Origin of the sequence: Amycolatopsis sp. 2-15, from assembly GCF_030285625.1 — a bacterium.
Classification (GTDB): Bacteria; Actinomycetota; Actinomycetes; order Mycobacteriales; family Pseudonocardiaceae; genus Amycolatopsis; species Amycolatopsis carbonis.
On sequence record NZ_CP127294.1, the window covers coordinates 6333450 to 6359371 of the forward strand.

33 protein-coding genes, 1 tRNA gene and 1 pseudogene are annotated in these 25922 nt (G+C 67.7%); 27 read left to right on the forward strand and 8 right to left on the reverse strand.

The annotated features are described in order from the left end of the window. The first annotated feature begins 201 nt into the window (after positions 1-201). The 3 genes and pseudogenes from QRX50_RS50455 to QRX50_RS31360 all read left to right on the forward strand — a co-directional run bounded on the left by QRX50_RS50455 (position 202) and on the right by QRX50_RS31360 (position 1908). Positions 202-1109: pseudogene (locus tag QRX50_RS50455) on the forward strand (PDR/VanB family oxidoreductase). Positions 1110-1231: 122 nt separating this feature from the next. Next, complete coding sequence (locus QRX50_RS31355; protein ID WP_285966721.1) at positions 1232-1447, forward strand: MBL fold metallo-hydrolase; 216 nt, start codon at positions 1232-1234, stop codon at positions 1445-1447. A gap of 98 nt (positions 1448-1545) precedes the next feature. After that, positions 1546-1908 carry a hypothetical protein gene (locus QRX50_RS31360; protein ID WP_285966722.1) on the forward strand — a complete coding sequence of 121 codons (363 nt, stop codon included), beginning with the start codon at positions 1546-1548 and terminating at the stop codon, positions 1906-1908. 49 nt (positions 1909-1957) lie between these two features. Here QRX50_RS31360 and QRX50_RS31365 read toward each other — a convergent pair whose 3' ends face one another. Together QRX50_RS31365 and QRX50_RS31370 are read right to left on the reverse strand one after the other, a co-directional pair. Then, complete coding sequence (locus tag QRX50_RS31365; protein ID WP_285966723.1) at positions 1958-2857, reverse strand: HAD family hydrolase; 900 nt, start codon at positions 2855-2857, stop codon at positions 1958-1960. A 22-nt stretch (positions 2858-2879) separates the two neighbouring features. Beyond that, a complete protein-coding gene (locus tag QRX50_RS31370) occupies positions 2880-3830 on the reverse strand; it encodes a formylglycine-generating enzyme family protein (RefSeq protein WP_285966724.1) in 951 nt (316 codons plus the stop codon). A 221-nt stretch (positions 3831-4051) separates the two neighbouring features. Between QRX50_RS31370 and QRX50_RS31375 the strand changes: the two genes are divergently transcribed. Together QRX50_RS31375 and QRX50_RS31380 are read left to right on the forward strand one after the other, a co-directional pair. Then, positions 4052-4729 carry a GAP family protein gene (locus QRX50_RS31375; protein WP_285966725.1) on the forward strand — a complete coding sequence of 226 codons (678 nt, stop codon included), beginning with the start codon at positions 4052-4054 and terminating at the stop codon, positions 4727-4729. Between the two features lie 107 nt (positions 4730-4836). Further along, on the forward strand, positions 4837-7194 hold the full coding sequence (locus QRX50_RS31380; protein ID WP_285966726.1) for an arylsulfatase: 2358 nt from the start codon (positions 4837-4839) through the stop codon (positions 7192-7194). A 24-nt stretch (positions 7195-7218) separates the two neighbouring features. Here QRX50_RS31380 and QRX50_RS31385 read toward each other — a convergent pair whose 3' ends face one another. The 3 genes from QRX50_RS31385 to QRX50_RS31395 all read right to left on the reverse strand — a co-directional run bounded on the left by QRX50_RS31385 (position 7219) and on the right by QRX50_RS31395 (position 9177). Further along, entirely contained in the window at positions 7219-8196 is a 978-nt protein-coding gene (locus QRX50_RS31385; protein ID WP_285966727.1) for an adenosine deaminase, read from the reverse strand. Between the two features lie 59 nt (positions 8197-8255). Next, positions 8256-8648: a hypothetical protein gene (locus QRX50_RS31390; RefSeq protein ID WP_285966728.1), complete on the reverse strand. Its 393-nt coding sequence runs from the start codon at positions 8646-8648 to the stop codon at positions 8256-8258. A 229-nt stretch (positions 8649-8877) separates the two neighbouring features. Then, positions 8878-9177 (reverse strand): hypothetical protein, encoded by a 300-nt coding sequence (locus tag QRX50_RS31395; protein WP_285966729.1) that lies wholly within the window; start codon positions 9175-9177, stop codon positions 8878-8880. Between the two features lie 189 nt (positions 9178-9366). On the opposite strand from QRX50_RS31395, the gene QRX50_RS31400 reads away from it, so the two are divergent. The 3 genes from QRX50_RS31400 to QRX50_RS31410 all read left to right on the forward strand — a co-directional run bounded on the left by QRX50_RS31400 (position 9367) and on the right by QRX50_RS31410 (position 11343). Further along, a tRNA-Pro gene (locus tag QRX50_RS31400) sits at positions 9367-9440 on the forward strand. A gap of 467 nt (positions 9441-9907) precedes the next feature. After that, on the forward strand, positions 9908-10480 hold the full coding sequence (locus tag QRX50_RS31405) for an RNA polymerase sigma factor (protein WP_285966730.1): 573 nt from the start codon (positions 9908-9910) through the stop codon (positions 10478-10480). Continuing rightward, complete coding sequence (locus QRX50_RS31410) at positions 10477-11343, forward strand: CU044_5270 family protein (RefSeq protein WP_285966731.1); 867 nt, start codon at positions 10477-10479, stop codon at positions 11341-11343. The genes QRX50_RS31405 and QRX50_RS31410 overlap by 4 nt, the downstream gene beginning before the upstream one ends. Positions 11344-11347: 4 nt before the next feature. Here the strand turns inward: QRX50_RS31410 and QRX50_RS31415 are convergent, their stop codons facing one another. Then, the gene (locus QRX50_RS31415; RefSeq protein WP_285966732.1) at positions 11348-12118 is read right to left on the reverse strand and encodes an enoyl-CoA hydratase/isomerase family protein; all 771 of its coding nucleotides are present in this window, start codon (positions 12116-12118) and stop codon (positions 11348-11350) included. After that, positions 12115-12897 carry a PaaX family transcriptional regulator gene (locus tag QRX50_RS31420; RefSeq protein WP_285974618.1) on the reverse strand — a complete coding sequence of 261 codons (783 nt, stop codon included), beginning with the start codon at positions 12895-12897 and terminating at the stop codon, positions 12115-12117. The genes QRX50_RS31415 and QRX50_RS31420 overlap by 4 nt, the downstream gene beginning before the upstream one ends. A gap of 475 nt (positions 12898-13372) precedes the next feature. On the opposite strand from QRX50_RS31420, the gene QRX50_RS31425 reads away from it, so the two are divergent. Further along, positions 13373-13657, forward strand: a complete 285-nt coding sequence (locus QRX50_RS31425; RefSeq protein ID WP_285966733.1) for a hypothetical protein — start codon at positions 13373-13375, stop codon at positions 13655-13657. 392 nt (positions 13658-14049) lie between these two features. Here QRX50_RS31425 and QRX50_RS31430 read toward each other — a convergent pair whose 3' ends face one another. After that, positions 14050-14571, reverse strand: a complete 522-nt coding sequence (locus QRX50_RS31430) for a hypothetical protein (RefSeq protein WP_285966734.1) — start codon at positions 14569-14571, stop codon at positions 14050-14052. Positions 14572-15028: 457 nt separating this feature from the next. Between QRX50_RS31430 and QRX50_RS31435 the strand changes: the two genes are divergently transcribed. The 18 genes from QRX50_RS31435 (at position 15029) to QRX50_RS31520 (ending at position 25920) form a co-directional block, all read left to right on the forward strand. Beyond that, positions 15029-15286, forward strand: a complete 258-nt coding sequence (locus tag QRX50_RS31435) for a hypothetical protein (protein ID WP_285966735.1) — start codon at positions 15029-15031, stop codon at positions 15284-15286. After that, positions 15283-16311 carry a YqaJ viral recombinase family nuclease gene (locus tag QRX50_RS31440; protein ID WP_285966736.1) on the forward strand — a complete coding sequence of 343 codons (1029 nt, stop codon included), beginning with the start codon at positions 15283-15285 and terminating at the stop codon, positions 16309-16311. The genes QRX50_RS31435 and QRX50_RS31440 overlap by 4 nt, the downstream gene beginning before the upstream one ends. After that, positions 16308-17183, forward strand: a complete 876-nt coding sequence (locus QRX50_RS31445) for a recombinase RecT (RefSeq protein ID WP_285966737.1) — start codon at positions 16308-16310, stop codon at positions 17181-17183. Before QRX50_RS31440 ends, QRX50_RS31445 begins: the two co-directional genes overlap by 4 nt. 71 nt (positions 17184-17254) lie before the next feature. Continuing rightward, positions 17255-17746, forward strand: a complete 492-nt coding sequence (locus tag QRX50_RS31450; protein ID WP_285966738.1) for a hypothetical protein — start codon at positions 17255-17257, stop codon at positions 17744-17746. Continuing rightward, positions 17727-17861, forward strand: coding sequence for a hypothetical protein (locus QRX50_RS31455; protein WP_285966739.1), 135 nt, complete (start codon positions 17727-17729; stop codon positions 17859-17861). Before QRX50_RS31450 ends, QRX50_RS31455 begins: the two co-directional genes overlap by 20 nt. Positions 17862-18070: 209 nt before the next feature. Next, entirely contained in the window at positions 18071-18268 is a 198-nt protein-coding gene (locus QRX50_RS31460; RefSeq protein ID WP_285966740.1) for a hypothetical protein, read from the forward strand. Beyond that, a complete protein-coding gene (locus QRX50_RS31465) occupies positions 18265-18474 on the forward strand; it encodes a hypothetical protein (protein WP_285966741.1) in 210 nt (69 codons plus the stop codon). The genes QRX50_RS31460 and QRX50_RS31465 overlap by 4 nt, the downstream gene beginning before the upstream one ends. Before the next feature lie 41 nt (positions 18475-18515). After that, on the forward strand, positions 18516-19016 hold the full coding sequence (locus QRX50_RS31470; RefSeq protein WP_285966742.1) for a hypothetical protein: 501 nt from the start codon (positions 18516-18518) through the stop codon (positions 19014-19016). Then, positions 19013-19489 (forward strand): hypothetical protein, encoded by a 477-nt coding sequence (locus QRX50_RS31475; protein ID WP_285966743.1) that lies wholly within the window; start codon positions 19013-19015, stop codon positions 19487-19489. The genes QRX50_RS31470 and QRX50_RS31475 overlap by 4 nt, the downstream gene beginning before the upstream one ends. Continuing rightward, positions 19486-19851 (forward strand): HNH endonuclease, encoded by a 366-nt coding sequence (locus tag QRX50_RS31480; RefSeq protein WP_285966744.1) that lies wholly within the window; start codon positions 19486-19488, stop codon positions 19849-19851. Before QRX50_RS31475 ends, QRX50_RS31480 begins: the two co-directional genes overlap by 4 nt. Further along, positions 19848-20276 carry an SsgA family sporulation/cell division regulator gene (locus QRX50_RS31485; protein ID WP_285966745.1) on the forward strand — a complete coding sequence of 143 codons (429 nt, stop codon included), beginning with the start codon at positions 19848-19850 and terminating at the stop codon, positions 20274-20276. The genes QRX50_RS31480 and QRX50_RS31485 overlap by 4 nt, the downstream gene beginning before the upstream one ends. Beyond that, complete coding sequence (locus tag QRX50_RS31490; protein WP_285966746.1) at positions 20276-20683, forward strand: VRR-NUC domain-containing protein; 408 nt, start codon at positions 20276-20278, stop codon at positions 20681-20683. The genes QRX50_RS31485 and QRX50_RS31490 overlap by 1 nt, the downstream gene beginning before the upstream one ends. Further along, on the forward strand, positions 20680-21381 hold the full coding sequence (locus QRX50_RS31495; RefSeq protein WP_285966747.1) for a hypothetical protein: 702 nt from the start codon (positions 20680-20682) through the stop codon (positions 21379-21381). Before QRX50_RS31490 ends, QRX50_RS31495 begins: the two co-directional genes overlap by 4 nt. Then, positions 21381-22118, forward strand: a complete 738-nt coding sequence (locus QRX50_RS31500) for an exonuclease domain-containing protein (RefSeq protein WP_285966748.1) — start codon at positions 21381-21383, stop codon at positions 22116-22118. The genes QRX50_RS31495 and QRX50_RS31500 overlap by 1 nt, the downstream gene beginning before the upstream one ends. A 54-nt stretch (positions 22119-22172) precedes the next feature. Beyond that, positions 22173-22433: a hypothetical protein gene (locus QRX50_RS31505; RefSeq protein ID WP_285966749.1), complete on the forward strand. Its 261-nt coding sequence runs from the start codon at positions 22173-22175 to the stop codon at positions 22431-22433. Between the two features lie 38 nt (positions 22434-22471). Then, positions 22472-22879, forward strand: coding sequence for a hypothetical protein (locus QRX50_RS31510; protein WP_285966750.1), 408 nt, complete (start codon positions 22472-22474; stop codon positions 22877-22879). A gap of 190 nt (positions 22880-23069) precedes the next feature. Beyond that, on the forward strand, positions 23070-23666 hold the full coding sequence (locus QRX50_RS31515; RefSeq protein WP_285966751.1) for a TlpA family protein disulfide reductase: 597 nt from the start codon (positions 23070-23072) through the stop codon (positions 23664-23666). Between the two features lie 805 nt (positions 23667-24471). Beyond that, positions 24472-25920 carry a peroxidase family protein gene (locus tag QRX50_RS31520; protein WP_285966752.1) on the forward strand — a complete coding sequence of 483 codons (1449 nt, stop codon included), beginning with the start codon at positions 24472-24474 and terminating at the stop codon, positions 25918-25920. Positions 25921-25922 lie beyond the last annotated feature (2 nt).

Genomic DNA, 25922 nt, shown 5'->3' on the forward strand with positions numbered 1-25922 from the left:
CGGCGGCGGTTGTCGGTCGTTTTCGGCGACGGTGTTATCAGCGTTTTTTATCGGGCCATTGCGAAACAGAATCGGTGCCCCGATCCGGGCCGGAGCGAGTCTATTGCAATTTCCGATCAGGCGAGTCGAAATCGGCGAAGGAGGCCCTCTAGCCCGCGCGGGGTGCCCACTCTGGACGCATCACGAAGCGGAGGAGGACACGTGCGGCAGGTACGGGTGACGGCCAGGACCACGGAGGCCGAGGACGTGGTGTCGCTCGCGCTGAGCGGCGACGGGCTGCCGGCGTGGACACCGGGCGCGCACATCGACGTCGAGGTACGCCCGGGCGTCACGCGGCAGTACTCGCTGTGCGGCGACCCGGCCTCGCGGGACCTCTGGCGCATCGCGGTGCTGCGCGAGGATCCGGGCCGGGGCCGCTCCTAGTACCTGCACGACCCGCTCGAGCCCGGTGCGTCGGTGCGGGTGAGCGACCCGCGCAACAACTTCGAGCTGGTCCCGGCGCCCGCTTACTCGTTCGTGGCCGGCGGCATCGGCATCACGCCACTGCTGCCGATGCTCTGCGCGGCCACGGCTGAGGGGACCGAGTGGACGCTGTACTACGGCGGCCGGCGGCGCTCGCGGATGGCGTCCCTGCAGGAGCTGGGCGCGTACGGCGACCGGGTCCGCGTGCTGCCGAGAGAAAGAGCACGGCCTGCTGCCGCTGACGGCCATCGTGACCGCGGGTCACGTCGTGTACTGCTGCGGGCCGGAGCCGCTGCTCGCGGCCGTCGTGAAGCTGTGCCCGGTGGGCCGGTTGCGGATCGAGCGCTTCCACCCGCGCTCGGTCGACTTCGGACCGGCCGAGTCGTTCGAGGTCTTCGCCTCGCTGTCGGGGCAGACGGTCTCGGTGGGGGGAGACGGAGCCGATCCTGGACGCGCTCGACCTCGCCGGCGTCGGCGTGCCGTGGTCGTGCCGCGAGGGTACGTACGGCACGTGCGAGACGCCTGTGCTGGACGGCGAGGTCGAGCACCGGGATTCGGTGCTGACGGAGGAGGAACGTGCGTCGGGCAAGTCGATGATGATCTGCGTCTCCCGGTCCCGTTCGCCGCGGTTGGTCTTCGACGTGTGAGTGGTGCTCGATAGGCAGTGCCAATCGTGCGGTAGCTCTTTCCCGCGCCGGGCTGTCCCAGTGGTCCGGACCGGTCATGCTGCGCGGAAGCCCAACGAACCCCAGTCGATCGGAATGCGACCATGCACCTCACCGTCCTCGGCTGCCGGTCCGGAATGCCGGCCGACGGCCAAGCCAGTTCGGGCTACCTCGTCGAGACCGCCCGTTCGCTGGCGTTGACCCACTTCGCTTGCGGCGACGCTTCGTGGCTCTCGAACTTGCACGCCACCGCGGCTTCCGCCTTCGACGGCCCGATCCGGCTGGTGCGCGGCGGCGATCGGGTGTCCGTGGGGGAATGACGCCGCGCGCCGCGAGATCATCGGCGCGCGTTCTTCACTCGACCGGCGGCACCCAATCTCGGTTGAACGCAGCCCGCCGGATAGGGCACGCTCAACCGGTGGAGACCGATCCTCCGAGGCCGCTCACCGGCCAGGAACGGCTGATGCTCGACCTCTTGCTCTCGTCCGACTTCGTCGGTGCGCCGGAGCTGCGTGAACAATCGAGGTCCGCCGTCGTCGTCGGGCGCTGCGGCTGTGGCTGCCCCTCGGTGGACCTGCTCACGAGTGACTCCGCGCCGATCGCCCGGGTGGCTTCGCGGCTCGTGCCGTCGGAACTCGAGGTGCTGCCCGCCGGCGAGGAGGCCCCAGGTGAAGTGATCCTCTTCGCCGACGACGGCAGGCTGAGCTACCTCGAGTACGTGTATTTCGACCGTCCGCCTGCGGACTGGCCCGATCCGAGCCGCGTTCGGGTGCTCGGCTAGTCGACTGACACACCCGCGATGAACGGGCAAGCGGCTCACCGGCGATGACTCAGAACACGGTGTGCCAGTCATCGCGGATGCTGATGACCGTCCAGCCGTCGCGGTGGGCCTGGTCGAGTGCCTGTTCGGCGCCGGTGGTGTAGGCGAACTCGCGGTCGGGGTCGTCGTGCAGGACGAGGAGGCGCAGGGTCGGTTTGCCGGTGTGGTGGGTGAAACGGAGCATGGGGACGTCGCCGTTGGCGTTGCCCGCGGCCAGCAGCGGCCGGCGCCCGGTGCGGCTCCAGATGCGGATGGGCTTCTCCGGGCCGTCGTCGAGGTAGTCCAGCACGGGCTGGTGGCGGATGGTTCCGCCGTGTTCGTCGTCCTCATAGGACAGTGTCGCGGTGCTGCCGATGACCTGCTCGCGCGGCACGCCGTAAACCGCTTGGCTGATGGGCCGCATGAAGTCGCGGCCGCCGCCGGACGCGATGTACGTAGTGAAACCGTTGTCCCGCAGGTAGGCCAGCAGCTCGACCATCGGCGCGTAGGCGCACTGCACGTACGGCCTGCGCAACGTGGGGTGCTGCGTGGTGGTGAGGAACTCGTTGGCCTGGGCTTCGAAGTCCTCGACGCCGACGCCGGAATAGGCCTCCAGTATCCCGGCGGCGAGTGCGGGGAGCTGGGTGTCGTCCCCGGCGTAGTGTGCGGCGACCACGGCCTCGAACCAGGCCAGGTCGTTCTCGTACGCGGCTTTCCAGGGCTGGCGCGAGCGCAGTTCGGGCGACTCGTCGGCCACGGCAACGAGGCGGCGGAGGATGAAGTCCAGTTGGATCGGGGCCGGTTTCTCGCACCAGAGCGTGCCGTCGTTGTCGAATGCGGCCACCCGTTCGTCAGCCGGCACCTCCGCTGCCTGCTCGACGAACTCGGTGATGGCCTTCTTCGCGGCGCCGTCGCGCCAGGTGGTCAGCACGGGACAGCTCTCCTTCCGAGGGTCAGGGCCGGACCACGCAGCGGAGGCCGACGTGGCAGGTGGCGGTGTCGATGGGTTGCGCCATGCGGGCGGCTGGGCGGTAGCGGCGGCAGTAGTCCGGCGCGCACAGGTACGAGCCGCCCTTGATCACCTTGCGCGGGACGCGTTCACCGCGTCCGATGCTGCGGTCTCGCGGGCTCGGGCCACAGCACGAACCGGGCCGGGCGTCGTGCGTGGAGTACCAATCCGAGGTCCACTCCCACACGTTGCCGATCATGTCGTGGAGGCCGTGGCCGTTCGGCGGGTAGCGCCCGACCGGCGCGGTGTCCAGGTAACCGTCGGCGCCGGTGTTCGTGTACGGGAACCGGCCCTGCCAGGTGTTGGCCATCCACCTGCCGCCGGGGGCGAGCTCTTCGCCCCACGCATAGGTGGCGCGCTCGAGCCCGCCCCGCGCGGCGAGCTCCCACTCCGCCTCGGTGGGGATGTCCTTGCCCACCCAGCGTGCGTAGGCCTCGGCGTCTTCCCAGGCCAGGTGTACCACGGGATGATCGGGTCGCTTGCGGATCGAGCTGCCCGGGCCGGCCGGGTGCCGCCAGTCCGCACCGGGCACGGAGCTCCACCAGTGGTAGGCGTCGCGCACGTCGATCGCGTGCCGCGGTGCGACGAACACCGACGATGCCGGCACGAGGAGCTCGGGCAGGGCGTCCGGATAGTCCGCCGGATCGGGTGCGCGCTCGGCGAGCGTGACGTGGCCCGTGGCCCGGACGAAGCGCTCGAAGTCGCGGTTGCGCACCGCGGTGGGGTCGATCCAGAACCCGCCGACGGTCACGTCGTGGACCGGGGCCTCCTCCGGGTAGTGCTCGTCGGAGCCCATCGCGAACGTGCGCCCGCCGATCCACACCATGTCCGTGGTCGGGCCGGGCTTCGCGGCCACGGCCTGCCGACGTCCCTGCCCCGTGTGCGCGGTGGCCATCTGTGCCCCTGCCTGCTGTGCGCGACGTCGGCACACGTTCCCAGCGGCCCGGACCGCGCGTCATCACCCTTCCCGGGTGACCTGCGCGGGACTTCTCGCTCGCCAGGGGTGACGCGATCACCCGCGTCGCGCGCCCAGGGTTCGCGAATGACAACTCTCGCCGGCCCGGAACCGGCATTCCGGTCTGACACCGGGCCCGCGCTCGGTCTGCCGAGGGCACCGTGAACGGGGTCATCGGCGACCTGCTGCCGTTCGCCGTCGGCATCGCGATCTCGCCCGTGCCCATCATCGCGGTCATCCTGATGCTGCTCGCACCACGGGCCGGCGGAGCGAGCGTCGGGTACCTGCTCGGGTGGGTCGCCGGAATCGTCGTCACCACCACCGTGGTCGCGCTGGTCCTCGGTGTGGCAACGGGAACGGGGGAGGGCACCGGCCCGTCGACCGTCACGGCCGGCATCCTCCTGCTGCTCGGGGTCGGATGCTTGGCGCTCGCGTTCGGACAGTGGCGCGCCAGGCCGAAGCCCGGCACGCAGGCCGAGCTGCCCACCTGGATGGCGACGATCGACCGGTTCACCCCCCTGAAGGCCGTCGGACTCGGCTTCCTGCTCTCGGCGGTCAACCCCAAGAACCTCGCGATGGCGGTGGCCGCCGGTGCCGTGGTCGCTGGCGGTGGCCTGTCCGTCGCCGAGAACGTGGTCGCGGTGGCGGTCTACACCGTCGTCGCGGCTTCGACCGTGCTCGTTCCCGTCGTCGGCTATCTCGTGGCGAGGAAACGCATGACGCCGGCGCTGACTTCGTTGCGGGCTTGGCTGGAACACAACAACGCCGTCGTGATGGCGGTCCTCCTGCTCGTCATCGGCGCGGTTCTGGTCGGCAAGGGCGTCGGCGCGCTCGCGTGAGCCCGGCACCTGCGATGTTCACCTGGCGCAGGTGAGGCCGGTCGCCGTCGTGCGAGGTCGGATGGGGCACGTGAAGCCGGGCGCCGTCGCGCGAGCTGAGGAGTGACATGAGCAATTCGTTCCAGGGCAAGATCAACGTCGACATCCGCGACTCAGTGCCCGACTGGGCACCGTTCGAGCCACCACAGGCGGCCGAGGGCGCGCCGAACGTGGTCTACATGGTTCTCGACGACGTCGGGTACTCCGCGATGAGCTGTTACGGCGGTGTCATCGACACCCCGAACATCGACCGCATCGCGGCCGACGGCGTGCGGTTCACACAATGGCACACCACCGCGCTGTGCTCACCGACCCGGTCCTGCCTGCTCACCGGCCGCAACCACACTCGCAACGCGATGGCGTGCATCACCGAGGCGGCGATCGGTTTCCCGAACGCCAACGGCACCATCCCGCCGGAAAACGGCATGATCTCCGAGATCCTCGAGGAGCAGGGCTGGAACACCTACAGCGTCGGCAAGTGGCACCTGTGCCCGACCGACGAGATGAACCTCGCCGCGACGCGGCGGAACTGGCCGACCGGCCGTGGTTTCCAGCGGTTCTACGGGTTCCTCGGCGCCGAGACGAACCAGTGGTACCCCGACCTCGTGTACGACAACCACCCCGTGGACCAATTGAAGACGCCCGAGGAGGGTTACCACTTCACCGACGACATCACCGACAAGGCGATCGAATTCATCAAGGACGCCAAGGCGATCGCGCCGGACAAGCCGTTTTTCCTCTACTACGCGCCGGGGGCGTGCCACGCCCCGCACCACGCGCCGCGCGAGTGGATCGAACGGTTCCGGGGCCGCTTCGACATGGGATACGACGCACTACGGGAATCCGTGCTGGCGCGGCAGAAGGAGTTCGGCATCGTGCCGGCCGACACCGAGCTGCCGCCGATCAACCCGATCGGCACGCCCGAGACCCGCCAGGGCCCGGACGGGCAGCCGTTCCCTCCGCTGGACTACACGAAGCCGTGGGACTCCCTGTCCGATCGGGAAAAGCGGCTCTTCGCGCGGATGGCCGAGGTCTACGCGGGGTTCCTCGCCCACGCCGACCACCACATCGGCCGGCTCCTCGACCACCTGGAGGAGACCGGGCAACGGGACAACACGCTGGTCATCCTGGTCTCCGACAACGGCGCGAGCGGCGAAGGCGGCCCGAACGGATCGGTGAACGAGAACAAGCTGTTCAACGGCATCCCCGACGACCTCGACGCCAACCTCGCGATGCTCGACGAGCTGGGCGGCCCGAAGACCTACAACCACTACGCGAACGGCTGGGCGATGGCCTTCAACACGCCGTTCAAGATGTGGAAGCGCTACGAGTTCAACGGCGGCACCGCCGACCCGTGCATCATCTCCTGGCCCTCGGTACTCGGGCACGGCGGCGAGACCCGCCACCAGTACCACCACGCCGTCGATCTGGTGCCCACCGTGCTCGACTGCCTGGGCGTGCAGGTGCCGGAGACGATCAAGGGACACCGACAGAGCCGCCTCGACGGGGTGAGCATGCGCTACAGCTTCGAAGATCCGTCGGCGCAGTCCGCCAGATCCACCCAGTTCTACTCGATGCTCGGCTCTCGCGGGATCTGGCACGACGGCTGGAAGGCCGTGACGACGCACCCCACGATCAGCGGCTGGAGCAACTTCGACGACGACGTGTGGCAGCTCTACCACACCGACGTCGACCGTTCCGAGGTACACGACCTCGCGGCGGAACACCCCGACAAGCTCAAGGAGCTGACCGATCTCTGGTTCACCGAGGCCACCGCCAACGGCGCGTTCCCCCTCGACGACCGGTCACCACTGGAAATCCTCAACACGCCGCGGCCGCAGCTGTCCGCGGCCCGCAACCGGTACGTCTACTACGCGGACGTCGCCGACGTACCCGAACAACAGGCGGTCAACATCCGCAACCGGTCCTACGCCATCGGGTCCCTTGTGGACATTCCGGGCAAGGACGCCGAGGGCGTGCTGTTCGCACACGGCGCGCGGTTCGGCGGGCACGCGCTCTACGTCAAGGACAACCGCCTGCACTACGTCTACAACTTCGTCGGCATGCTGGAGCAGAAGATCGACGGCACCGAGGAACTCCCGTCGGGTGAGAACCTGCTCCTCTCGGCCGCCTTCGACAAGGAGGGCGAGGACCCACCTGGCGTCGCGACCGGCGTGCTGTCCCTCTACCACGGCGACCACAAGGTCGGCGAAGGCCGCATCAAGACACAACCCGGCGCGTTCGAGCTCGCCGGCGAGGGCCTGTGCGTCGGCCGCGACAGCGGCGCCGCCGTCACCGACGACTACCGCGGAGAACGCCCCCACCGCTTCACCGGCGGCACCATCAAACGCGTCGTGATCGACGTCAGCGGCGAACCCTACGTCGACCAGGCGCGCGAGGCCGAGGCGATGCTCATGCGCGAGTAGCCGTCCGGTTGATCGCCGGCCGCGTTAGTCCGACAGTTCCTCGAGCGCACCCCGAAGCTCGTCGGGGTGCGCGAACGAGCCACTGAAGCTGTTGCGCACCAGGGTTTTCACCTCGGCTTCGGTCAGGCCGAGCGCATCGGTGACGGCCGCGTAGTTCTCGTTGACGTAGCCTCCGAAATACGCCGGGTCGTCGGAGTTGACGGTCACCGGGACGCCGGCGTCGAGCAGCCGCTTCACCGGGTACGTCGTGAGGTCGTCCGTCACATGGAGGCGCAGGTTCGAGAGTGGGCACATCGTCAGCGTCACCTGGTCGTCGGCGAGCCGGGCGACGAGGTCCGGGTTCGTGGCCGCCGCGTAGCCGTGGTCGATGCGCTCGACGTGGCACTCGTCCAGCGCCGCGGCGACGTAGGCGGCCGGCCCCTCCTCTCCGGCGTGGCACGTGGTGCGGTAACCGTCCGCACGGGCGGCGTCGAAGTAGCGCGCGAACTTCGATGGCGGGTTCCCCCGCTCGGCACCGCCGAGGCCGACCCCGACGACCCGGTCCCGCCACGGCCGGACCAGCTCGAGCAGCTCCAGCGCGTCGTCCTCACTGCGATGCCGATGCGCGCTGACGAGGAGCGCGCCGTCGATGCCGTGTGTTTCGCGGGCTTCGTCGATCCCGTCGACGATCCCACCGATCTGGTCGCCGATCGCGATGCCGCGGTCGAGGAACGCCTGCGGCCCGAACAGCATCTCCGCACGCCGAACGCCCTGGCCGGCGGCGCGCTGAAGGTACGCGACCGTCAGTTCGCGGAAATCCTCGCGTATGCACAGCACCTGGCAGCCCTGGAAGTACACCGACAGGAAGTTCTCCAACCCGGTGAACGAGTACGCGGCCCGCAGCTCTTCGGGTCCCTGCCACGGCAGCTCCACGCCATTGCGGGCGGCGAACCGAACCATGTCCTCGGGCTCGAGCGTGCCTTCGAGGTGGACGTGCAGCTCGGCCTTGGGCCGCGCGGTCAAGCGTCCCTCCGAGTGTTCGACAAAGTGAACTGACCGATTCACTTCTGGCGGAAGTGTGCCTACGCGGGCAACAGCGCCGCGACGGCCCGCTCATGCGCCGCGTCGACCTCGGCCGGCGGCGTACCGCAAATGAGCAACATCTGCAGTCCCCGCCACAACGCAACGATCGCCACAGCGGTGTCCTCGGGTCGCACGACGGCGGCATCACCCCGAAGGGCGCCCGCCACGACCTCGACCCACCGACCGCGCGTCTGCGCGAGGAACTCCGGATGCCGGCCCGGCACGTCGGCCGCCATACCGAACCTCGCGAAGAACAACTGCAGATGCGGCAGCCGAGCCGGATCCGCAAGGTGCCGCCACGCCGCGGCAACCCTCTCGGCCTGCGTCCCCTCCGCGGTGAGCAGCTCGCCGAGCCGATCGAGCAGCGCGGTTCCGCCGAGAATCTCGTCCACCGCGGCAGCGAGCAACCCATCGAGCGACCCGAAGTGGTACAGCAACATCCGATTTGTTCGACCCGATGCCCCGCGCGAGCTCACTCAACGACAGATCGACCACACCACGGCCGAGGATGAACTCGCACGTTTCGCGCAGAAGCCGCGCGCGCTCGACTGGTCCACTGGCCACGCCGCGATCGTAGGGGAAGGCCTTGACCTGCCCCCTTCGAGCGGCGACGAGGTCTGTTCACCCAGCTACCGTGTGCCCCACGGCGCGCAGCAGGTCGCTGAGCCAGACCAGGTGGTGGGCAAGAGGAGGCCGCTCGCCCTCCAGCAACTGCCGGACATGCTGTTCGCACTCCGACAACTGACCGACGGTGAGCTCTTGGGGCTTCTGGTAGACGTCGTAGAGCGCGTCGGGCGGGATGGCCCAGAAGTAGTCGGCATCTACCTCCACCGTGTCTCCGTGGACCTCCCTGACGTGCTCGAAAAGCCTCTCGGCCGCCGCGGCGAGCTGGTCAAGCCGGATGACGTTTGCAGTGGTCAACTCGATCTGCCTTTCCTGAAGACGGCGCGGCCTTCACCTACGGCCCGAAGCCTGCTCGAGACGTCACCCTCTGTTGTCGGGGTTCCCGCAGGTCAGGGCCTAAATGTGGGCCTCCCTGAAACCCCCCGATCGCGACCCGCTACAGTACTCACATCGCGCTTCACGGAGCACCTCCGGGGAGCACGGGTCCGGGCTGTGGCGCAGTTTGGTAGCGCACTTGACTGGGGGTCAAGGGGTCGCAGGTTCGAATCCTGTCAGCCCGACCGGATCGGCCACGTTCACGTAGGTGGACGTGGCTTTTTTCATTTCCGGCACGGCACCCGAACTGAGACCGTGCGGCGACCTGTGTTGCCAGGGTTTGGCGTCCACCAGCCCAACCAGACCAGACGTCCCGGGTGCACGATTCGCGGTGCGGGGTTGCTGTAAGTCCATGAGCGAGATGGACTTCTGCGCGTAGCGCGCGTCCCGAGTGAGGTACCAGGCCGGGCGGCGATGGCGTCTTCGCGTTCGTCGGTGCAGTCGTTGTGCGGTTGCAGCACGACCCGCACTTCACGGCTGCGCGCACGCGTTCACCTTGGCGCGCACGACAGTTGCGGACAGCTCACGAGCATGCCCGGCTGGGTGGACGTGGCCAGACCGGTGCCGCCGGCAGTCCGTCAGCCCGCTGAATGAACTCGAATGGCGGCGTCTGCGGATAACCCGTGACACTGCATCCGAGAAGGGGTGATCGATGGACGACGCGGGGGTGATCGGCCGGTCCGTGGCCGAGCCCGACTTGTTTGCCGCCATCTTCGACCGGCACGCGCCGCACATCCACCGCTACCTCGTGCGGCGGCTGGGCCGGGACGTGGCCGACGACGCGCTGGCGGACACGTTCCTGGTCGCGTTCGACAAACGGGCCCACTACGACGGCGCGTGGCCCGACGCGCGGCCGTGGCTCTACGGCATCGCGACCAACATCGTGAGCCGCCACCGTCGCGACGAGGTGCGCCAGTATCGCCTGCTGCACGCCGTCGGCCCGCAGGCCGCGGTCGACGGGCACGCCGACCGCGTGGCGGCCCAGGTCAGCGCCCAGGCGCGCGGGCCGGAGCTCGGCGCGGCGCCGGCGGCCCTCAACGCCAAAGACCGCGACGTCGTGCTGCTCATCGCCGCCGAGCAGCTGGCCTACGAGGAGGTGGCCCAGGCGCTGGGAATCCCCGTCGGGACCGTGCGGTCCCGGCTCAACCGCGCCCGCCGCCAGTTGCGCGCCGCCCTCGGTGGCGCCGAACACCCCGACGTGAAGGAGGTTCCGTCCCATGGATGAGCTGCAGCTGGTCCGCGATCGGCGCGGCCGACGTCCCGCTGCCTGACCTGGCCGAGCTGGGCGCCGCCCGCGCCCCCCTGCTCGCGGCTGCGGCGAGTGAGCCTCGCCGCAAGACCGGGAAACGCCTCTGGCAGGCCGGTGCCGCGACGGTGGGGCTCGCGGCGGCCATCACCGCCGTCGTTTCGTTCGCGCCCACCGGCGACGGACCGCTGACCCCGCCGCGAGCGGTCGCCGACCCCGTGCGCGTGCTGCACGGCGCCGCTGCCGAGGCACTGAAGCTGCCCGACACCCCGCCGCGGCCCGACCAGTTCGTCTACGTCAAGACGCAGTACGCGTACAGCGACCGCGAGGCCTGGATCTCCGCCGACGGCAAGCACGATGGCTACGTGAAGCAGGACGGCCAGACTCTCACCTTGCCGGCGTGTGTCGACGGCAAGTACCGCGTTCAGGGCGCCAACAACCCGGCCGCGAACGGTACCGAGGAGCCGTTCGCCGTGATGCCGGCGTACCGCACCGACCTGCCGACCACCGCCGACGAGATGTTCGGCTACCTGAACAAGAACCACAGCGGCGACGCCGGCGACGAGAACGCCATGGGCAAGGACGTGGAGGCGCTCGTCGGCGAGGCCCACCTGCGGCCCGAGACCAAAGCCGCGCTGTTCGACGCCGCCGCGAAAGTTCCCGGGTTGCAGGCCGTGGACCACGTCACCGACGGGGCCGGCCGCCCGGGCGTCGGCATCACCTGGCCCGGCCACGGCGTGACCCTGGTCTTCGACCCGAAGACCTACACCTACCTCGGCACCACTCAGGGCGCCGTCGTCGGCTACGGGATCGTCGACCGTGTGGGGCAGCTGCCGCGCTGAGGCCTCAGCGGCCGGTGAAGCTCGCCTTGCCGGGCCCTTCGGCGAGGAACGACTTCACCGCGCCCCGCAGGTCCTCGGTGTCGAACAGCTCCGCCGCGATCGAGGTGACGTGGGCGTTCGCCTCGGGCACACCGCCGTGCTCGAAGTGCGCCAAGATCCGTTTGGTGGCGGCGTGCGCGCGCGTGGGGCCGGCGGCGAGGCGCGCGGTGAACTCGCGCGCCGCGGCGTCGAAGCCCTCGTCGGGCAGCACGCGGTTCACCACGTTCCAGCGTTCGAGCGTCTCGGCCGAGTAGGTGTCGCCGGTGAACACGAACTCCTTGGCGCGGGCCACTCCGGCACGGGCGGCGAGGCGCTGGGTGCCACCCATCGTCGGTGTCAGGCCCACCACCTTCTCCACGAGCCCGAACTTCGCGCGCGAAGCGGCCAGCAGCAGGTCACAGGCCACTGCCACTTCGAACGCCCATGTGAGGCACAGGCCGTGAGCGGCGAACACCGTGGGGAACGGCAGCGCGGCGATGCGGTCGGGCACCGTGAGCAGCTCGTCGAAGAACACCTTCGCCTCGGCCGGTGAGCCCTGGGCGTCGAACAGGGCGACGTCCACGCCACCGCTGACCACGCGGCCCTGCGCCCGGATGAGCAACGCCCGAGCCGGCCGGTCTTCCAAGGCGGCGATGGCTTCGAGCAAGTCGCGTTGCAGCGAAGCGGTGTAGAGGTTGAGCGGCGGCGCGTCGATCGTCAGCACCGCCAGGCCGTCTTCGCGGTCGAGCCGGGTCACGCGTTCTCCTCGTTGTCCAGCAGTTTGTCCCAGTACGCCTGGGCCGCGGGCCGCCATTCCACGTGCTTGCGGTGGAACAGCTCGCTCGCCTTGCGCCCGCTCCACTCGGCGGGCAACAGCTCGGCCGGCAGCCGCGGGTCGAGGAACGGGAAGCGCCGCCATTCGTGCACCAGCTCGGTCTGCGCGCGCAGCACGGCCGGGTCGCCCGCTGGGCGCAGGCCGGTGAAGCGGTCGATGAAATCCTCGTAGCGGTCGGTCAGCTCCGAGAGGTCCCACGACCGCTCGACCATGCTCTCCTGCTCGCCGACCTCGCCGTACGCGGCCGTGAACGACATCGCCTGGGCGTCGAGCTGCAGCTCCGCCACGATCTGCTGCGCTTCGTGCTGCCGGCTCGGGTCGGGGCTCACCCACACGCCGGCCACGGGCGAGCCGAACCCGGCCCAGGTCAGACGTGTGCGCAGCCGGTGGCGCAGGTCGCGCTTGGCCTCGGGCACCGACACGATCAGCATCAGCCAGCGGCCCTCCCACGCGACGGCCTCGCGCCCGAACGCGTAGATCCGCTCCGCGCCTTCGGTGAGCAACCGGCGGCCCGGCGGCGTGAGCGACCAGCGCACGCGCCGCCCGACCCGCTCGGACACCAGCCAGCCCTCGGCGGCCGAGCGCGCGAGTGCCTGGCGCGCCGACTTCTCCTCGATGTCGAGCATGCCCAGCGCTTCGACGAGCATGGACGTCCACACGGGACGGTCGCGGGGCAGCACGTACTCGCCCAGCACGGTCATCAGCAGGGACCGGGCACTCGCGTGGCTGACCTCCCGGCGCCTGCTGACCGTCGGCCGCGGTGCCGCCGAGCGGGGTTCCCGCTGCTTCGCGCGCTGGCCGAGCGTGACCGACGTGGCGGGTTCCGCCATCGCTTTCACCGACCTCACTGCTCCGTGGTTCGTAACCCGCCCAGGCTACCCACGATGAGTGACCGGGACGACACTGCATACTCAGGCCAGGTCATCGGCGTGTCGCCCCAGGTCACCCGTTCAGAACCGTTCGATTCGACTCGCTTCCGAGCGCTCCAATACGGCCCTGAATCCCCTGGGGGGACAGACTCGGGGGACATCGTTCGCCCACGTCGCCCAGTTCCGCTGCCGACGTCGGGATCATCGGAGGCCGTGCCACTGGCGATGTTTGACTGCGTCTGGAGACATCGGATGTCGTTCTGCTCGGTTATGCAGAGTTGCGACAAAGTTTGGTAAGGTTGCGCTTGTGACCACAACCGAGCCGGCGCCTCTCGTCGCGTACACGCCGAAGGAGGTGGCCGGCATGTTCAGCATGGAGTCGGATCGCTGGCTGCGCGACGGCGTCCGTGCCGGGCGTTACCCTTGTTTGCGGATGGCCAAGAACGCGATCCGACTCACTGCTGCGCACGTGCAGGAGATCATGAAGATGCATGAGGAAATGCAGCGCCAGAAGCCTGAGTCAAAGCATGACCCGCACGCTCTGTTCGGCGCGGTGAAGCCCCGGACAGTAAATCGGACAAAGAAATCCTGAATGCTTGACTATCAACTTCTTGTAGGAAACAAAAACCCCCGGTAGCCGAGGTTCAGGGCTGCCGGGGGTTTTTGTTTTTGCTGGTCAGGACACTGTTGCGCGGGTCCGTCTTTCGTCTCGGAGGGCTTCCACGTCCTTCCGCAATCTGCGCACTGTGACAGCCTCTGCCTTACTGTCCAGTAGGGCACCAATTCGGCGGTCGATGATGTAGATCGCAGCAACAACAGTCATGGTCGATGCGGCGAGAAGAGTGCCGAGTGTCCGCACCCCTGCTCCCCTCGAAGAGTTCCGGTTTAGTTCGCTTGCAGAACGATACGTCGCCAACTGGTAATCGAAAAGATCAACTTGCACCCAGCAACGTACCGGCCAGTAGTGAACTACGCGCGGTAGAGCTACTCCGCGAAATCGCCCAAATCCCCACCCTCGGACGAGTGATCCGCAGCGCCGTTGGCAGCTACCCGTCCCCTTGCCTCGAAGATGTCGGTAATCAACCGACCGAGGTCGGCATGGGTAAAGGTCTGACCTACCCGGCTTGACCAGCGCTCAATAATCGCGAGCTCGGACTCTCCTGGGGGAGCAGTAACCCGCTCGTGTGATCTTCCTTCGACAGTCTGCGACGACGTCCGCGATGGCGGCGCTCCGGAGGGAGCCGGCCGAGATTGGTTCTGACCTTCAAGGGGAGACGGCTCTCCGCCGTTGAGGACCTCTTGGACGCTGCCGCGCTTCCACTTCAATGCTTGCTCGAAGCCTCGTGCAGTCGGGGCTGTGACACCCTGCGCCTGGCCCGACATGATGCGCCGTCGGAGGGTGCCTGAGATACCGGCCGCCTTCTCGACGTCTTTCCATTGCAGTTCGAGGTCCACGCGGCGTTCGCCCATGTGGTGAGAGAGGTTCTCCCAGTCAAGTTCGCCCATGCGGGCGTAGCGTACTGGCTGGAACTGAACACGGCCCACCTACAGTTCCTCTTTCACGATTCAGAACCCGGTCGGGTACGCGGTTGTTGCGAGAACCCCGCGGCGCTTAGGAACCCTAAGTAATCGAGGGTTCGGGTCCTGAGTTGTGACAAGTTGCGTCTCGTGGCGCAACCTTGGCAAGGTTTCGCGCGACCGTCCTCGTGCTCGCCCAGCGCTGGCCGGGCGCAACGCGTCTCGGGGCGCATGCCTTCACTCGAACCGCAGTTCAGCAGGTAGAAGTGGGATTGTCGTGGTGTGGCTGACGTTGTGTGGGCGCCGACGTTGTGGCGACTCGCGCTCCGTAGGCGTCATGACCCGACCGGGTCAGGTTCCGACGGGTTGCGCAACGAGTGTTGCCCTGTTGTGTTGTCGGACTGTATAGTCGAATACAACAGCGAGCGACAACAAGGAGCACACCGTGAACCACACCACCACCTTCATCCAGAAGCCCTCCGACCACCACGGCGAGCCCTGCACCTGGTGCAACCTGGACTACACGGACTGCTCCACCAACATCTACGTCGACGACTACGACGGCAACGAGGACGTCCACCACAGCTGCGTGCCCTGCATCGAGTACGTCATCAAGGGCGCCCACTTCGGCGACCGAGACCCCAAGGTCGAGATCAGCCTCTACCCCCGCCACCAGACCGAGAACGACAAGGCGGCGGCGTGACCCCGTACCAAATCGATCCCAACCTCGCGCGGGTCGTGCTTCCCGCCGGTGCCCCCGAAGACGTTTGGCTCGCCGAACGCCTCAAAGGCATCGGCGGGTCCGACATCGCCCAAGCCATCGGGATCGCGAAGTGGGGCACCCCGTTCCAGCTGTGGATGCTCAAGACCGGCCGCATCGACCCTGAAGAGCTGCTCGACGACGACGCGCGCCGCCGCTTCCACTGGGGCCACAAGCTCGAACCCGTCCTCGTCTCCGAGTTCGCCGAACGGCACCCCGAGTACGGCGTAACCCCCGGCGCCGGCACCTACGCCCGCGTCGAGGCCGAGTGGCAGCGCGTCAACGTCGACTCCCTCGCCTGGAACTCCGATGGCTCGCTCGCTGCCGTCATCGAGGCCAAGACCGCGAACCATCGTGCCCTGAGTGACTGGAACGGCGAGGAGGTCCCTGTCTCCTATGTCGCACAGTGCCAGTGGGCGATGTGGGTCACTGGGGCGCCGCGCACGTACATCTGTGCCCTGGTCGACACGCACACCTACATCGAGAAGGACATCGAACGCGACGACGACATGATCGGCGACCTTCTAGAACTCGGCGCCGAGTTCTGGCAGAAGGTCGTCGACGACGTCATGCCCGAGGTCGACGGCAACGACGACACCAGCTCGATGCTCGCGATCACCCGCTACGAACCGGGCTCCACGGTGGAACTCGGCCTGGAGTGGCTGAAAGACATCGCCCACCGCGTCGAGCTGGTCGAGCAGATCAAGGACCTGACGGAGAAGAAGCAGCAGATCGACAACCGGATGCGGGTCGCCATCGGCGACGCGGAGACCGCCTGGGTGGGTGAGGACAAGGTCGCGACGTTCAAAGCCTCGTCCAAGCCGACCCGGAAGGTCGATCCGGAGCTGTTGGACATCCTCTCCGAGGACTTCCCCGAGGTCTACGCCGCTGTCGTCACTGAGAAACCCGCCTCGCGCCGCCTGACCTATGCGAACAGCACCACAACCCCTGAAAGGAACCACGAGTGAGCAACGAAACCGCACGCAACGCCATCGCCCAGCGAAAGGACGCGAACAACGGCGGGGGGCAGGTCGTCAAGGCGAAGGACCCGTGGCGCGACCTGATCGACAAGCAGAAGACCGAGATCGGCCGTGCCCTGACCGGCACCGCGCTCGACCCGGAGCGGTTCACCCGGGTTGCGCTGACCGTCATCAAGAAGACGCCCGCCCTAATGCGGTGCGACCCGACCTCAATCCTGGGCGCGCTGATGACCTCGGCGCAGCTCGGGCTGGAGCCCGGCCCGCTGGGTGAGGCCTACCTCGTGCCCTACGGCAAAGAGTGCCAGTTCATCGTCGGCTATCAGGGCATGATCAAGCTGGCCTGGAACTCCGGCCAGATCCGCCACATCGACGCCGACGTGGTCCACGAGAACGACGGGTTCATTTACCAGAAGGGCGCGGAGCCGAAGCTCGTGCACGAGCCGGCGCTGTCGAACCGCGGCGAGGTGCGCTGTTACTACGCGGTCGCGTCGTTCAAGAACGGCGGCCACGTCTCCGTGGTGCTGTCCCCGGATGACGTCGAGAAGTATCGGCAGCGCTCGGCGTCGGTGAAGGCCGGGCGCAAGTCGCCGTGGGACACCGACTACGACGCCATGGCGAAGAAGACCTGCATCCGGCGTCTGGCGACGTTCCTGCCGATGGCGACCGGGCTGGCGCGCGCGATCACCGCCGACGAGTCGGTACGGCGCGACCTGGGCGCGAGCATCGACGAGATCACGAGCGACGTGATTGACGCCGAGCTGGTCGAGGAGCCGAGTGGGCAGGCCGAGGCGCCGGTCGCGGCGGGCGCTCCGGCCGAGGGGGCGTGGGGTTCGTCCTACGAGGACGGCGAAGGCGAATAGCGGTTTCGGTGGGCCCGGTGCGTGGCCGGGCCCACCTCTCATTCGGTTCAGCACTACCAGAGGGAGTCACCGTGAATGCACCGAACCTGAAGGGCCCGGCCGAGGCTTTCATGATCGCGGCGTCCAAATTGCACGACATCAGCGATGACGAGCTGCGCGCGTTCGGGGAGGACGTGGTGTGGCTGATGTCGCGATACTTCGAGGAGACGGAGCGCCGGAAGTACCACTCTCTGTCGGATCGGCCGGTCACGGCAATCGATGACCAAGACACAATTTTCGGTGACATTGTCGCCGAGTTCGGGTATGCGCCGGATTGGTGGTACGCGCCGCCGGCCTACGTCACGGATCACTTGGGCGACGGAGAAGGAGAGGGTGGGAGTGAGGCTGAGGATGAGGCTGCATCGGAGGCGCCGGTGGTGCCGGTTGTCGTTGGTGAGGCGACCGTTCAGGCTCCGCCGCTGTTCGTTCCTGGCCCGGAGGACACGCAGCTGATGCCGCGGATCATCGACGTCTCCGGCGGCGAGGAGCTGGAAGGGGACGCCGGTGAAGGCCCGGCCGCGTGACCTCGGTGACGTGCTCGTGGACGTCGGCGAGTGGGCGACGACAGTGGGCGTGATCCTGGTCGTCGTGTTCGTAATCGGTTCGTTGGTCGAGGGACTCGTTTCTCTCGTGTTGTGAGGGGTCCGGCGGGCCGGAAGGTGTGGCCGGTCCGCCGGATTTGAATGGGGTTGAACTCGTAAGGGTTCAACGAGGGGGCTTTCGTTGTGCGGCGCCGTATTGCCGTGTTTCTTGATCGCGTTGAGGTTTTCTCGCGCCGTTTTTTCGTCTGGCTCGTCGTCGGCGAGTTCGTATTAGTAGCCATCCAATTCATCGTGAGGTGATTCGTCATGCCCATCAACAAGACTTGCAAGCGTTTGTCGATCGAAGTGCACCCGAGTCGGGCTGGGTTTCAGGTCATACTCTGCCGTGGCGGTAAGGCGATGGAGATGCTCGACGTCGATGCGGCGCAGTCCCGCGCCGTCGAGCTGGCCCAGCAGTGGGCCGACAAGTTCGGCTGCTCGCTATCGCACGGCGGTGCTGCGTGAGCACGCCGCGAGGGATCCACAAGGACCTCCATCCTCTGATCGCTGCAGCTCAGCGGCAGGGCTGGGAGTTGCGGAAGGGCGGCAAGCACTGGGCGCTGTTGTCGCCGGACGGAACGGACAGGGTCGTGTTCGGCAACTCCCCGGGTGACCAGCGGACGGTGGCGAACACGCGGTCTCTGCTGCGCCAGAAGGGCGTTGATGTGTGACTCTGTTGCGCTAAGTTGCGCAACGTATGTATAGTCAACGGATGGAGGTGATCTCGCGCCACAGTCACCCAATCAGCCACGTGGACGCACCCAGCACAGTGACCACCCGAACCCAACGCAGCTCGTCTAACCAGGCGCGGGGCGGCAGCAACACCGCTGCCGCCCCACCCGACGAACACCCCCAGGACCCCGACCAGATCGACATGTTCCCGGCGCTCACGCCAGTCGAACCCGAACCTCTCACCCCCGGCGCCAGGCGAACCCAGCGGAACTCGCAACTGGCCGCCGCACGTCTACACCCGCTCACCGCCGTCCTGCGCAGCGCGCTGAAGTTGCACCTCGACGCCGCACCCCACGACGACCGCGACGCCCCAGGCCTTCGCTGCGGCACCTGCCGCTTCCGTCGCCCCGTCCACGCTGGAGCCGGGAACTACCCCAAGTGCACCCGCACCCCGCTGCTCATGACGCACTCCGACGCGTCCGACTGCCGCAGCTTCTGGCCCGCCTGCGCCTTCTACGAAAACCACGGAGGAACCGAATGACCGTGGACGACACGGCAACCCTGGCGACATTCGCGGCGAGCGGGTTCATCCTGCTCGTTGCGCACAACCTCGCCGACCACGTCACCGGCCAGACCGACTCGCAGGCCGACAACAAAGCCGCTCCCACGCCGGACGAGGTCGCGGCCGGCGCGAACCCGCACCAGGGGTGGCCGGCGATCCTGGCCCACGTCGCCAGGTACCACGTGACGCTGGTCGTGCTGGGCCTGCTCGCCTGGCTCGTTCTCCCGTTGCACTGGTCCGTGCTGGGCGTGGTCCTCGCGCTCGCGTGGTCGGCCGCAACCCACGCCCCGCTTGACCGGCGCTGGCCGGTGCGGTGGCTGCTCGAGAACACGGGTTCGCCCAAGTTCGCGAATCTCAACATCGGCGGCCTCAACGGCATGTACGCCGCCGATCAGGCCCTGCACTGGCTAGCGCTCGCCGTCTCGGCCGTGCTGCTGGCGGTGGTTCGGTGACCGCCACCCAGATCACCGACGCAACCCGCCGCGCGCTCCGCCAGCGTTCGCAAGGCCGGTGCGAGCGGTGCAACGAGACCGAAGCCGTCCAGGCCCACCACCGCAAGCCCCGCGGCAGCGGCGGAACGATGCTCAAGACCTCCCACCTGCTCTCGTGCCTCCTGCACGTGTGCGTGCCCTGCCACCTGGCGATCGAACGCAACCGGGCCCGAGCTGTCGTTCACGGCTGGCTGGTCGAGCACCCGGGCGAACCGGCCGACGTGCCGGTGCTGATGCACAACGTCAACTACGTCGGCCCCGGCAAGTACCTGCTGCACGACGACGGCGGCGTCACCCGTGTCTGGGATGAGGAGGCCGCATGACGGCGCACGGCGCGTTCGTGAGCTTCCGAGGACACGAACACCACCACACCCTTGGGCGACGCTTCGAGTGCATGGGCGGTTGCTCGATCGACCTGAGCTACCTCGCGTCAAACCCGTACATCGTGGAACTGGAAGTCATCCGCGACGGCACCTACCGCCGATGGGAGATCTCGCGGGAGCTGCTGGTCGAGGGCATGACCGAGCCGGCCGGGCTCGGCATGGTGCACGTGTGCCCGACCGGGGGAATGCCCGGACGGGTCTCGGTGATCAAGCGGGTCGCGCTCGCCACGCACGTCGAGCTGATCCTGCCGCGGCGCCGGCTTCAGGAGCTGCTCGACCGGTCGCACGACATCGTCCCCGCTGGAGCAGAGTCCGACCACTACGGGTGGGACGCGGTGTTCGCCGCGTTGGGCGGTGGCTGCTGATGGCGTCGAAGGTCGTGTACGCGCGGGGCCGCAAACCCGCGGCGCCGGCGAAGAACGCGCGCAACCGGATCGCGCCCATGACCGAGGACCAGTTCCAGGACCGGGTGATGAAGACCGCGAAGGCTTACGGCTGGATGGTGGTGCACTTCCGCAAAGCCATGCGCCAGTCCGGCAAGTACTCCACTCCCGTGCAGGGCGACAACGGCTCACCGGACCTGCTCCTCGCCCGGAACGGGGTAGTCCTGTGGGCGGAGTTGAAATCCGACACGGGGCGGTTGAGCCCGGAACAGACGGAGTGGCGCGACGCGATCGGCGACGGTTGCTGGCGGCTGTGGCGCCCGCGTGACTGGGACACGCTCGTGCTTCCCGAGCTGGCCGGCGGCCGCGTGCGGGCGGTGGTCTCGTGACCGCGCGGGAGCCGGAACAGTTGGCGGCCCTCGGTCGGCGCGTGCAGCAGATGGCGTCCGATCCGGAGTTGACCGGCGAGCTGCTCGCCGTTGGGGTCGCGATGGCCGCGATCATCGACGCCGGGGTGTACGAGCGGCTCACGCTCGAGAACATCCAGAACCTCGCGTTTGGCGCGAGCTCGGCGCGGCCGTGGCATGTCGGTCAGCTCCGCACCCTGCTGTGGCGCGACGCCCGCCGGTACAAGCCGCCGGCCCCGATCGGGAAGTGCGGGGCACCGACACCCCGGAAGCCGCGTTGCGGGCACAAAGCGAACCGATTCGCCCTGGTCACGGACTGGGCCACGGGTGAACGGCACCGGATTGAGGCGTGCTCGAAGCACGGCGAGTGGTTCGACCGAACTCACCAGGAGAACCGCGCGGCCAAACCGGAGATCGGCGGGCCGCGTCCGTACGCGAACACCGGCGGCAAGCTCGCCCGGCACTTCCCCGAAATCGACTGGCCGCACCTGTGGCGCACGTTCGACTCCAGCTGGAAGGCGATGCCCGAGCGTGAACCGGCGGCTCCGACCACGCCGAGGCTGCGTGTCCTGGCGACTGAACCGCGGAAGCGCGCCACGCCGCGGAAGACCAGTGGCGGAACAGCACCTCGTCGAGACAACCGAGGCCTGTTCGCGGTGCCGACGCTGGAGGAGCGCTGATGAGCTGGCACAAGGGCCCGCTGGCGGCGTTCGATCTGGAGTCGACCGGCCCGAAGCCGACGGACGATCTGATCGTGACCGGCACCGTCTGGCGGTACAGCCCGGGGGCGCAGGCCAGCGACACGACGCTGCTGGTGAACCTGGGCGTGCCGATCCCCGAGCAGGCCACGAAGATCCACGGCATCACCACCGAGCAGGCACAGCGGGAAGGGATCCCCGCAGGCGAGGCGGTGCGGGTGCTCGCGGCACTGCTGGCCGACCACATCGCCGACGGCGCCCCGATCGTCATCTACAACGCCCCGTTCGACCTGACCATGCTCGACCGCGAGTGCCGCCGCCACGGGGTGCCGACGCTGTTCGAGCTGTGCGCCCGAGACCAGCTGACGCCGTACTTCATCGACCCGCTGGTGCTGGACCGGCTGATCGACCCGCGCCGCACCGGGTCACGCAAGCTCGCGGCGGTGTGCGCGCACTACGGCGTCGACCTGTCGGACGAGGACGCCCACACCAGCAACGGTGACTGCCTCGCCGCCGCCCGGCTCGCCTACCGGATGGCGTCCCGCTTCCCGAAGCTCGCCGCGATGCCGCTGCCGGAACTCCAGGCACGCCAGACCGCCGCCTACCGGGAGCAGGCGCATCAGTTCGCCGCCCGCGTTCAGGGGATGGGCATCGTCCGGGACGTCCCCACCGAATGGCCGTACGTGCCGGTCCGGCCCGTGCAGGAATCCCTGATCTAGCCCCACCCGAGGGCTAACGCAACACAACACACGACGCACGAAAGGAACCACACCATGGCCGGAGTTGAAGAGGTCCGCGCTGGCATCGCTGTCGCGAACGAGAAGGCGTCCGCGGGCATCGCCGCCTTGCAGCAGGCTGCGATGGCCCTCGAAGAGGCCCAGCTGTCGCTGTCGCAGGCAACGCAGGGCAGCCAGCAGCACGAGATCAACCAGGCCCACGGCCTGCTCGCGGAAGCGCTGAACGGCATCACCGGGATGCAGAGCACCATCCAGGCCGGCATCTCGTCCGCCGACGCCTACTCGTCACGGCTCTGACCGTCGGCACGCGACCGCCAAGAAAGGAACCAGCCACCATGACCATCCGCATCGACACCACCGGCGACGAGGCACAGCTGACGGCAGCCATCGACAAGGCCACCCTCGGGCCCGCCCGCGTCACAATTCTTTCGCCGGGCAGCGACCGCGAGACGGCGCTGGTTGTGCTCGAACCGACGTCGCCGACGAAGGCTCAGACCCTCGCGCGGTGGCTCGACCTCATGGACCCGATCGACGCCACATCCGGCAAGTGGAAGAAGCGCGACCCCCGTGTGCGGCTCAACCTCCGCGGCCGGTTCCCCAGCGGCATGTATCTCATCGTCGCCTGCGAGTTCGACGAGCGCACCGAGGCGGCGCAGACCGACTTGATCAGCGAGCTGATCGAGCCGCAGCAGATCGTGAAGCTTGTCCGCGCGCTCGCCGACATGGAATATCGGGCCAAGTAGCCCCCGCGCCTGCCTGGACCAGGCGACTCAGGTCCAGGCAGGCGCACCGGGGCAGGACGCTCGCGTGTGAGGATCCCGCGCCAATCATCCTTGGACAGCGCAAAGTCGTCGCTGGCATGCCACCAGATCACCCATTTCGGCTACCGTACTAAGCTCCCTCTCGCGAAGGGTTACCACACCGGAGGTGAGTGTGAGCACTATCACCAAAGTAGCACTCACGGTAGGGCTATTAGTCATCGCGACCATCATCGCAGTGTTGCCACGGAAGGCGAGCACAGATGAAGGTGCCGGCTCCACGGAGAATCTATCCGCCTTGCGTGCGGCGACCTCGCTTGCAGAATGCCCCTCGGGCGACGGGCAGGACGTTCACAAACTTGAAGGTGTGCTCACTACCTGCCTCGGCGACGGCAGTCGAGTTGAACTAGGCCAGGCGATCGCGGGGCGCGACACCCTCATCAACGTTTGGGCGCCGTGGTGTCAACCATGCAAGACGGAGTTGCCCGTACTAGCCAAATACGCAACCGAGCAACACTCTGTGCAGGTACTGCTTGTGGAGGTGGCCGGCTCGGAAGCTGACGGCCTTGCTCTCCTTCAGGGCCTGGGAGTGCATTTGCCGTCTGTGTTCGACGGCGAAGGTGCGACCGGCCCGGTTCGAGAGAAGCTCGCTGTGGCTCTCTTGCCTTCGTCCTACTTGGTTACCGCCGACGGCCGAGTCCGTTATATACACAATCCGCCAGTTTTTCCGAATTCGGACGCTATTCGGGCAGCTATCGACCACATTCGGTAAGAGACTAGTACTCTACGCGTCGCCCTGTTGGCGGTAAATCACGCCTCGGATTACTGACATGATCTTCCCTCGAAGGGGAATTCCGATTTCAGTAGATCGAGGAGATGTACGTGAAAAGATCAATTGTGACCGTTTCCTGCGCATTGACCCTAGCGGCAGGATGTTCCTTCGTTATACAAGAGTCAGCTTCAGCGTCGCCAAACGCAAACTGCGTCGTTAACAGAGACGCCGGTGCCGTGGGCGGCTCTTCCCAATGCTTCGAATCGAGTGGAACCCAGCAGGTAGTGCTGACTTGCAGCAATGGTGCGTTGGTTTTCGGCCCGATGGTATCCGCGGTAGGAGGGGTAGTGTCTCACGCGGTTTGCCCCAGCCCTTCCCTGGTGACCCTAGTGAACTTCCGTTACGACGTGTTACGTTAGTCGTAAATCAATCCGGACATTGATTAGTCCAAAAGAAGCGTAAGTCTTTCCTTGTGTCGTGATTCTTCTTTTGCTACTAGCCTGCTCTTGAAAGCGGGCCTGCGCGAGTCGACCTGGCCGCGTCTGCAAAAAAGAAGCAGAAGTGGTCAGGTCGATTCCGGCACCGTCTTCCCAATGATCAGCAGTTGCTCCCAACCCGAGCCAGGCGACCGTCAGGCGCCGCGCTTCGTTGTGTAACCGGGGCGAGCCCCCTTCGGCCGCAGGCCGTCATGGGGTCACCCGGATCGGGTACACAAACTACTCCGTTGGCATCGCTGCGAAACTCGCAGTCACTCACCGCATACAGTTGCGGTGCGTTTCGTTACGAGTTTCGAGGGGTTTTCGGGATGACTGCTGTATCGGTGGCTGCCGGGGTCAGCCAGTTCAACGACCAGCCGGCCGCCATGTACAACCGCATGTTCCCCCGGCTCACCCCGGCAACACCGCGCGGCGTCCGCGAGGCCGAGAAGCTGGGCCTGCCGGGCGGGAAGATGGACGGCGGCCCAACCACAACCGCTCAGGACAACACGAACGTGCCGGCCGGGTTCGCGGTGTTCGGCCAGTTCGTCACGCACGACATCGCCGCGGACATGACTCCGATGCCGGACCACGCGATCCTCCCCGAGGGCCTCACGTCGTTCCGATCGCCCCGGCTGGACCTGGACCACGTGTACGGCGGCGGGCCCGGCGTCATGCCGGCCCTATACGCCAAGGCCGACCACCGCACGAAATTCCTGATCCCCGACGGCGGCCACGACATGCCCCGCGGCCTGGACGGGGCGATCATCTCCCCGGACCCGCGCGACGACAACAACATGCCGCTGGCGCAGCTGCACCTCGGGTTCATGCGGTTCCACAACGCTGTCGTCGACGCCCTGGCTGCCGGGAAGATCACCACCACCGCGTCGGACCAGCTCACCGCGTTCCCGGGGAACGACGGCGCCACCGCGGATCCCAACGCGTCGCTCGGCGGGCTCCTGCGCACCGACGCGTACTGGAACCGGCTGTTCGAGCAGGCGCAGCGGATCGTGGTGTGGCACTACCAGTGGATCGTGCTGCACGAGTACCTGCCGCTCGTATGCGGCGCGGACCTCGTCGACGAAGTGTTCACCAACGGGCCCCGCCACTACAAGCCCGGCCGGCACTCCTTCATCCCGGTCGAGTTCGCCACCGGCGCGTTCCGCTACGCCCACGCCGTGATCCGCAGCGAATACCAGGTCAACGACGGCCACACGTTCCCGATGTTCAGCACCGCCCCGGACGTGCCAGGCATGGAACGCGTGGACCTGCGCGGCGGGCCCGTGAAACCGGAGCACGCGATCGACTGGCGGTACTTCTTCCACGTCGACCCCGACCACGAACCGCAGTACGAACGGCTCATCGGCACGACGATGTCCGGGCCGATCCTCGAGCTGCCGGTGTCGTCGGTGCCTGGCGCGAAGCTCGACGCGCTGTCCAAGCCGATGTCGTCGATGGCGATGAGGGACCTGTGCCGCTCGGAGGTGCACCAGCTCCCCAGCGGGCAGGACATCGCCCGCGCGATGGCGGTCGAGCCGCTCACCGACGAGCAGCTCGGGTTCGACGGGCCGTGCCCGCTGCTGTGGTACGTCCTGCGCGAGGCGGAGCTTCTGGCCGACGGCCGGCACCTCGGCCCGGTCGGCGGCCGGATCGTCGCCGAGACCATCATCGGCCTGCTGCGCGCCGACCCGTTCTCAGTCCGTCCGTCGTGGAAGCCGACGTTGGCCGGCGAGGACGGCGACTTCACCATGGCGCACCTGCTGAGGTTCGCCGCGTGAAC

Coding starts and splice junctions, on each gene's coding strand:
- QRX50_RS31475 (WP_285966743.1), top strand. CDS start 19,013: ATGACCGTGGACGACACGGCAACCCTGGCGACATTCGCGGCGAGCGGG.
- QRX50_RS31370 (WP_285966724.1), bottom strand. CDS start 3,830: ATGGCCACCGCGCACACGGGGCAGGGACGTCGGCAGGCCGTGGCCGCG.
- QRX50_RS31410 (WP_285966731.1), top strand. CDS start 10,477: ATGAGCTGCAGCTGGTCCGCGATCGGCGCGGCCGACGTCCCGCTGCCT.
- QRX50_RS31355 (WP_285966721.1), top strand. CDS start 1,232: ATGCACCTCACCGTCCTCGGCTGCCGGTCCGGAATGCCGGCCGACGGC.
- QRX50_RS31490 (WP_285966746.1), top strand. CDS start 20,276: ATGGCGTCGAAGGTCGTGTACGCGCGGGGCCGCAAACCCGCGGCGCCG.
- QRX50_RS31420 (WP_285974618.1), bottom strand. CDS start 12,897: ATGACCGTGCTGGGCGAGTACGTGCTGCCCCGCGACCGTCCCGTGTGG.
- QRX50_RS31380 (WP_285966726.1), top strand. CDS start 4,837: ATGAGCAATTCGTTCCAGGGCAAGATCAACGTCGACATCCGCGACTCA.
- QRX50_RS31460 (WP_285966740.1), top strand. CDS start 18,071: ATGCCCATCAACAAGACTTGCAAGCGTTTGTCGATCGAAGTGCACCCG.
- QRX50_RS31505 (WP_285966749.1), top strand. CDS start 22,173: ATGGCCGGAGTTGAAGAGGTCCGCGCTGGCATCGCTGTCGCGAACGAG.
- QRX50_RS31405 (WP_285966730.1), top strand. CDS start 9,908: ATGGACGACGCGGGGGTGATCGGCCGGTCCGTGGCCGAGCCCGACTTG.
- QRX50_RS31485 (WP_285966745.1), top strand. CDS start 19,848: ATGACGGCGCACGGCGCGTTCGTGAGCTTCCGAGGACACGAACACCAC.
- QRX50_RS31430 (WP_285966734.1), bottom strand. CDS start 14,571: ATGGGCGAACTTGACTGGGAGAACCTCTCTCACCACATGGGCGAACGC.
- QRX50_RS31500 (WP_285966748.1), top strand. CDS start 21,381: ATGAGCTGGCACAAGGGCCCGCTGGCGGCGTTCGATCTGGAGTCGACC.
- QRX50_RS31470 (WP_285966742.1), top strand. CDS start 18,516: ATGGAGGTGATCTCGCGCCACAGTCACCCAATCAGCCACGTGGACGCA.
- QRX50_RS31520 (WP_285966752.1), top strand. CDS start 24,472: ATGACTGCTGTATCGGTGGCTGCCGGGGTCAGCCAGTTCAACGACCAG.
- QRX50_RS31510 (WP_285966750.1), top strand. CDS start 22,472: ATGACCATCCGCATCGACACCACCGGCGACGAGGCACAGCTGACGGCA.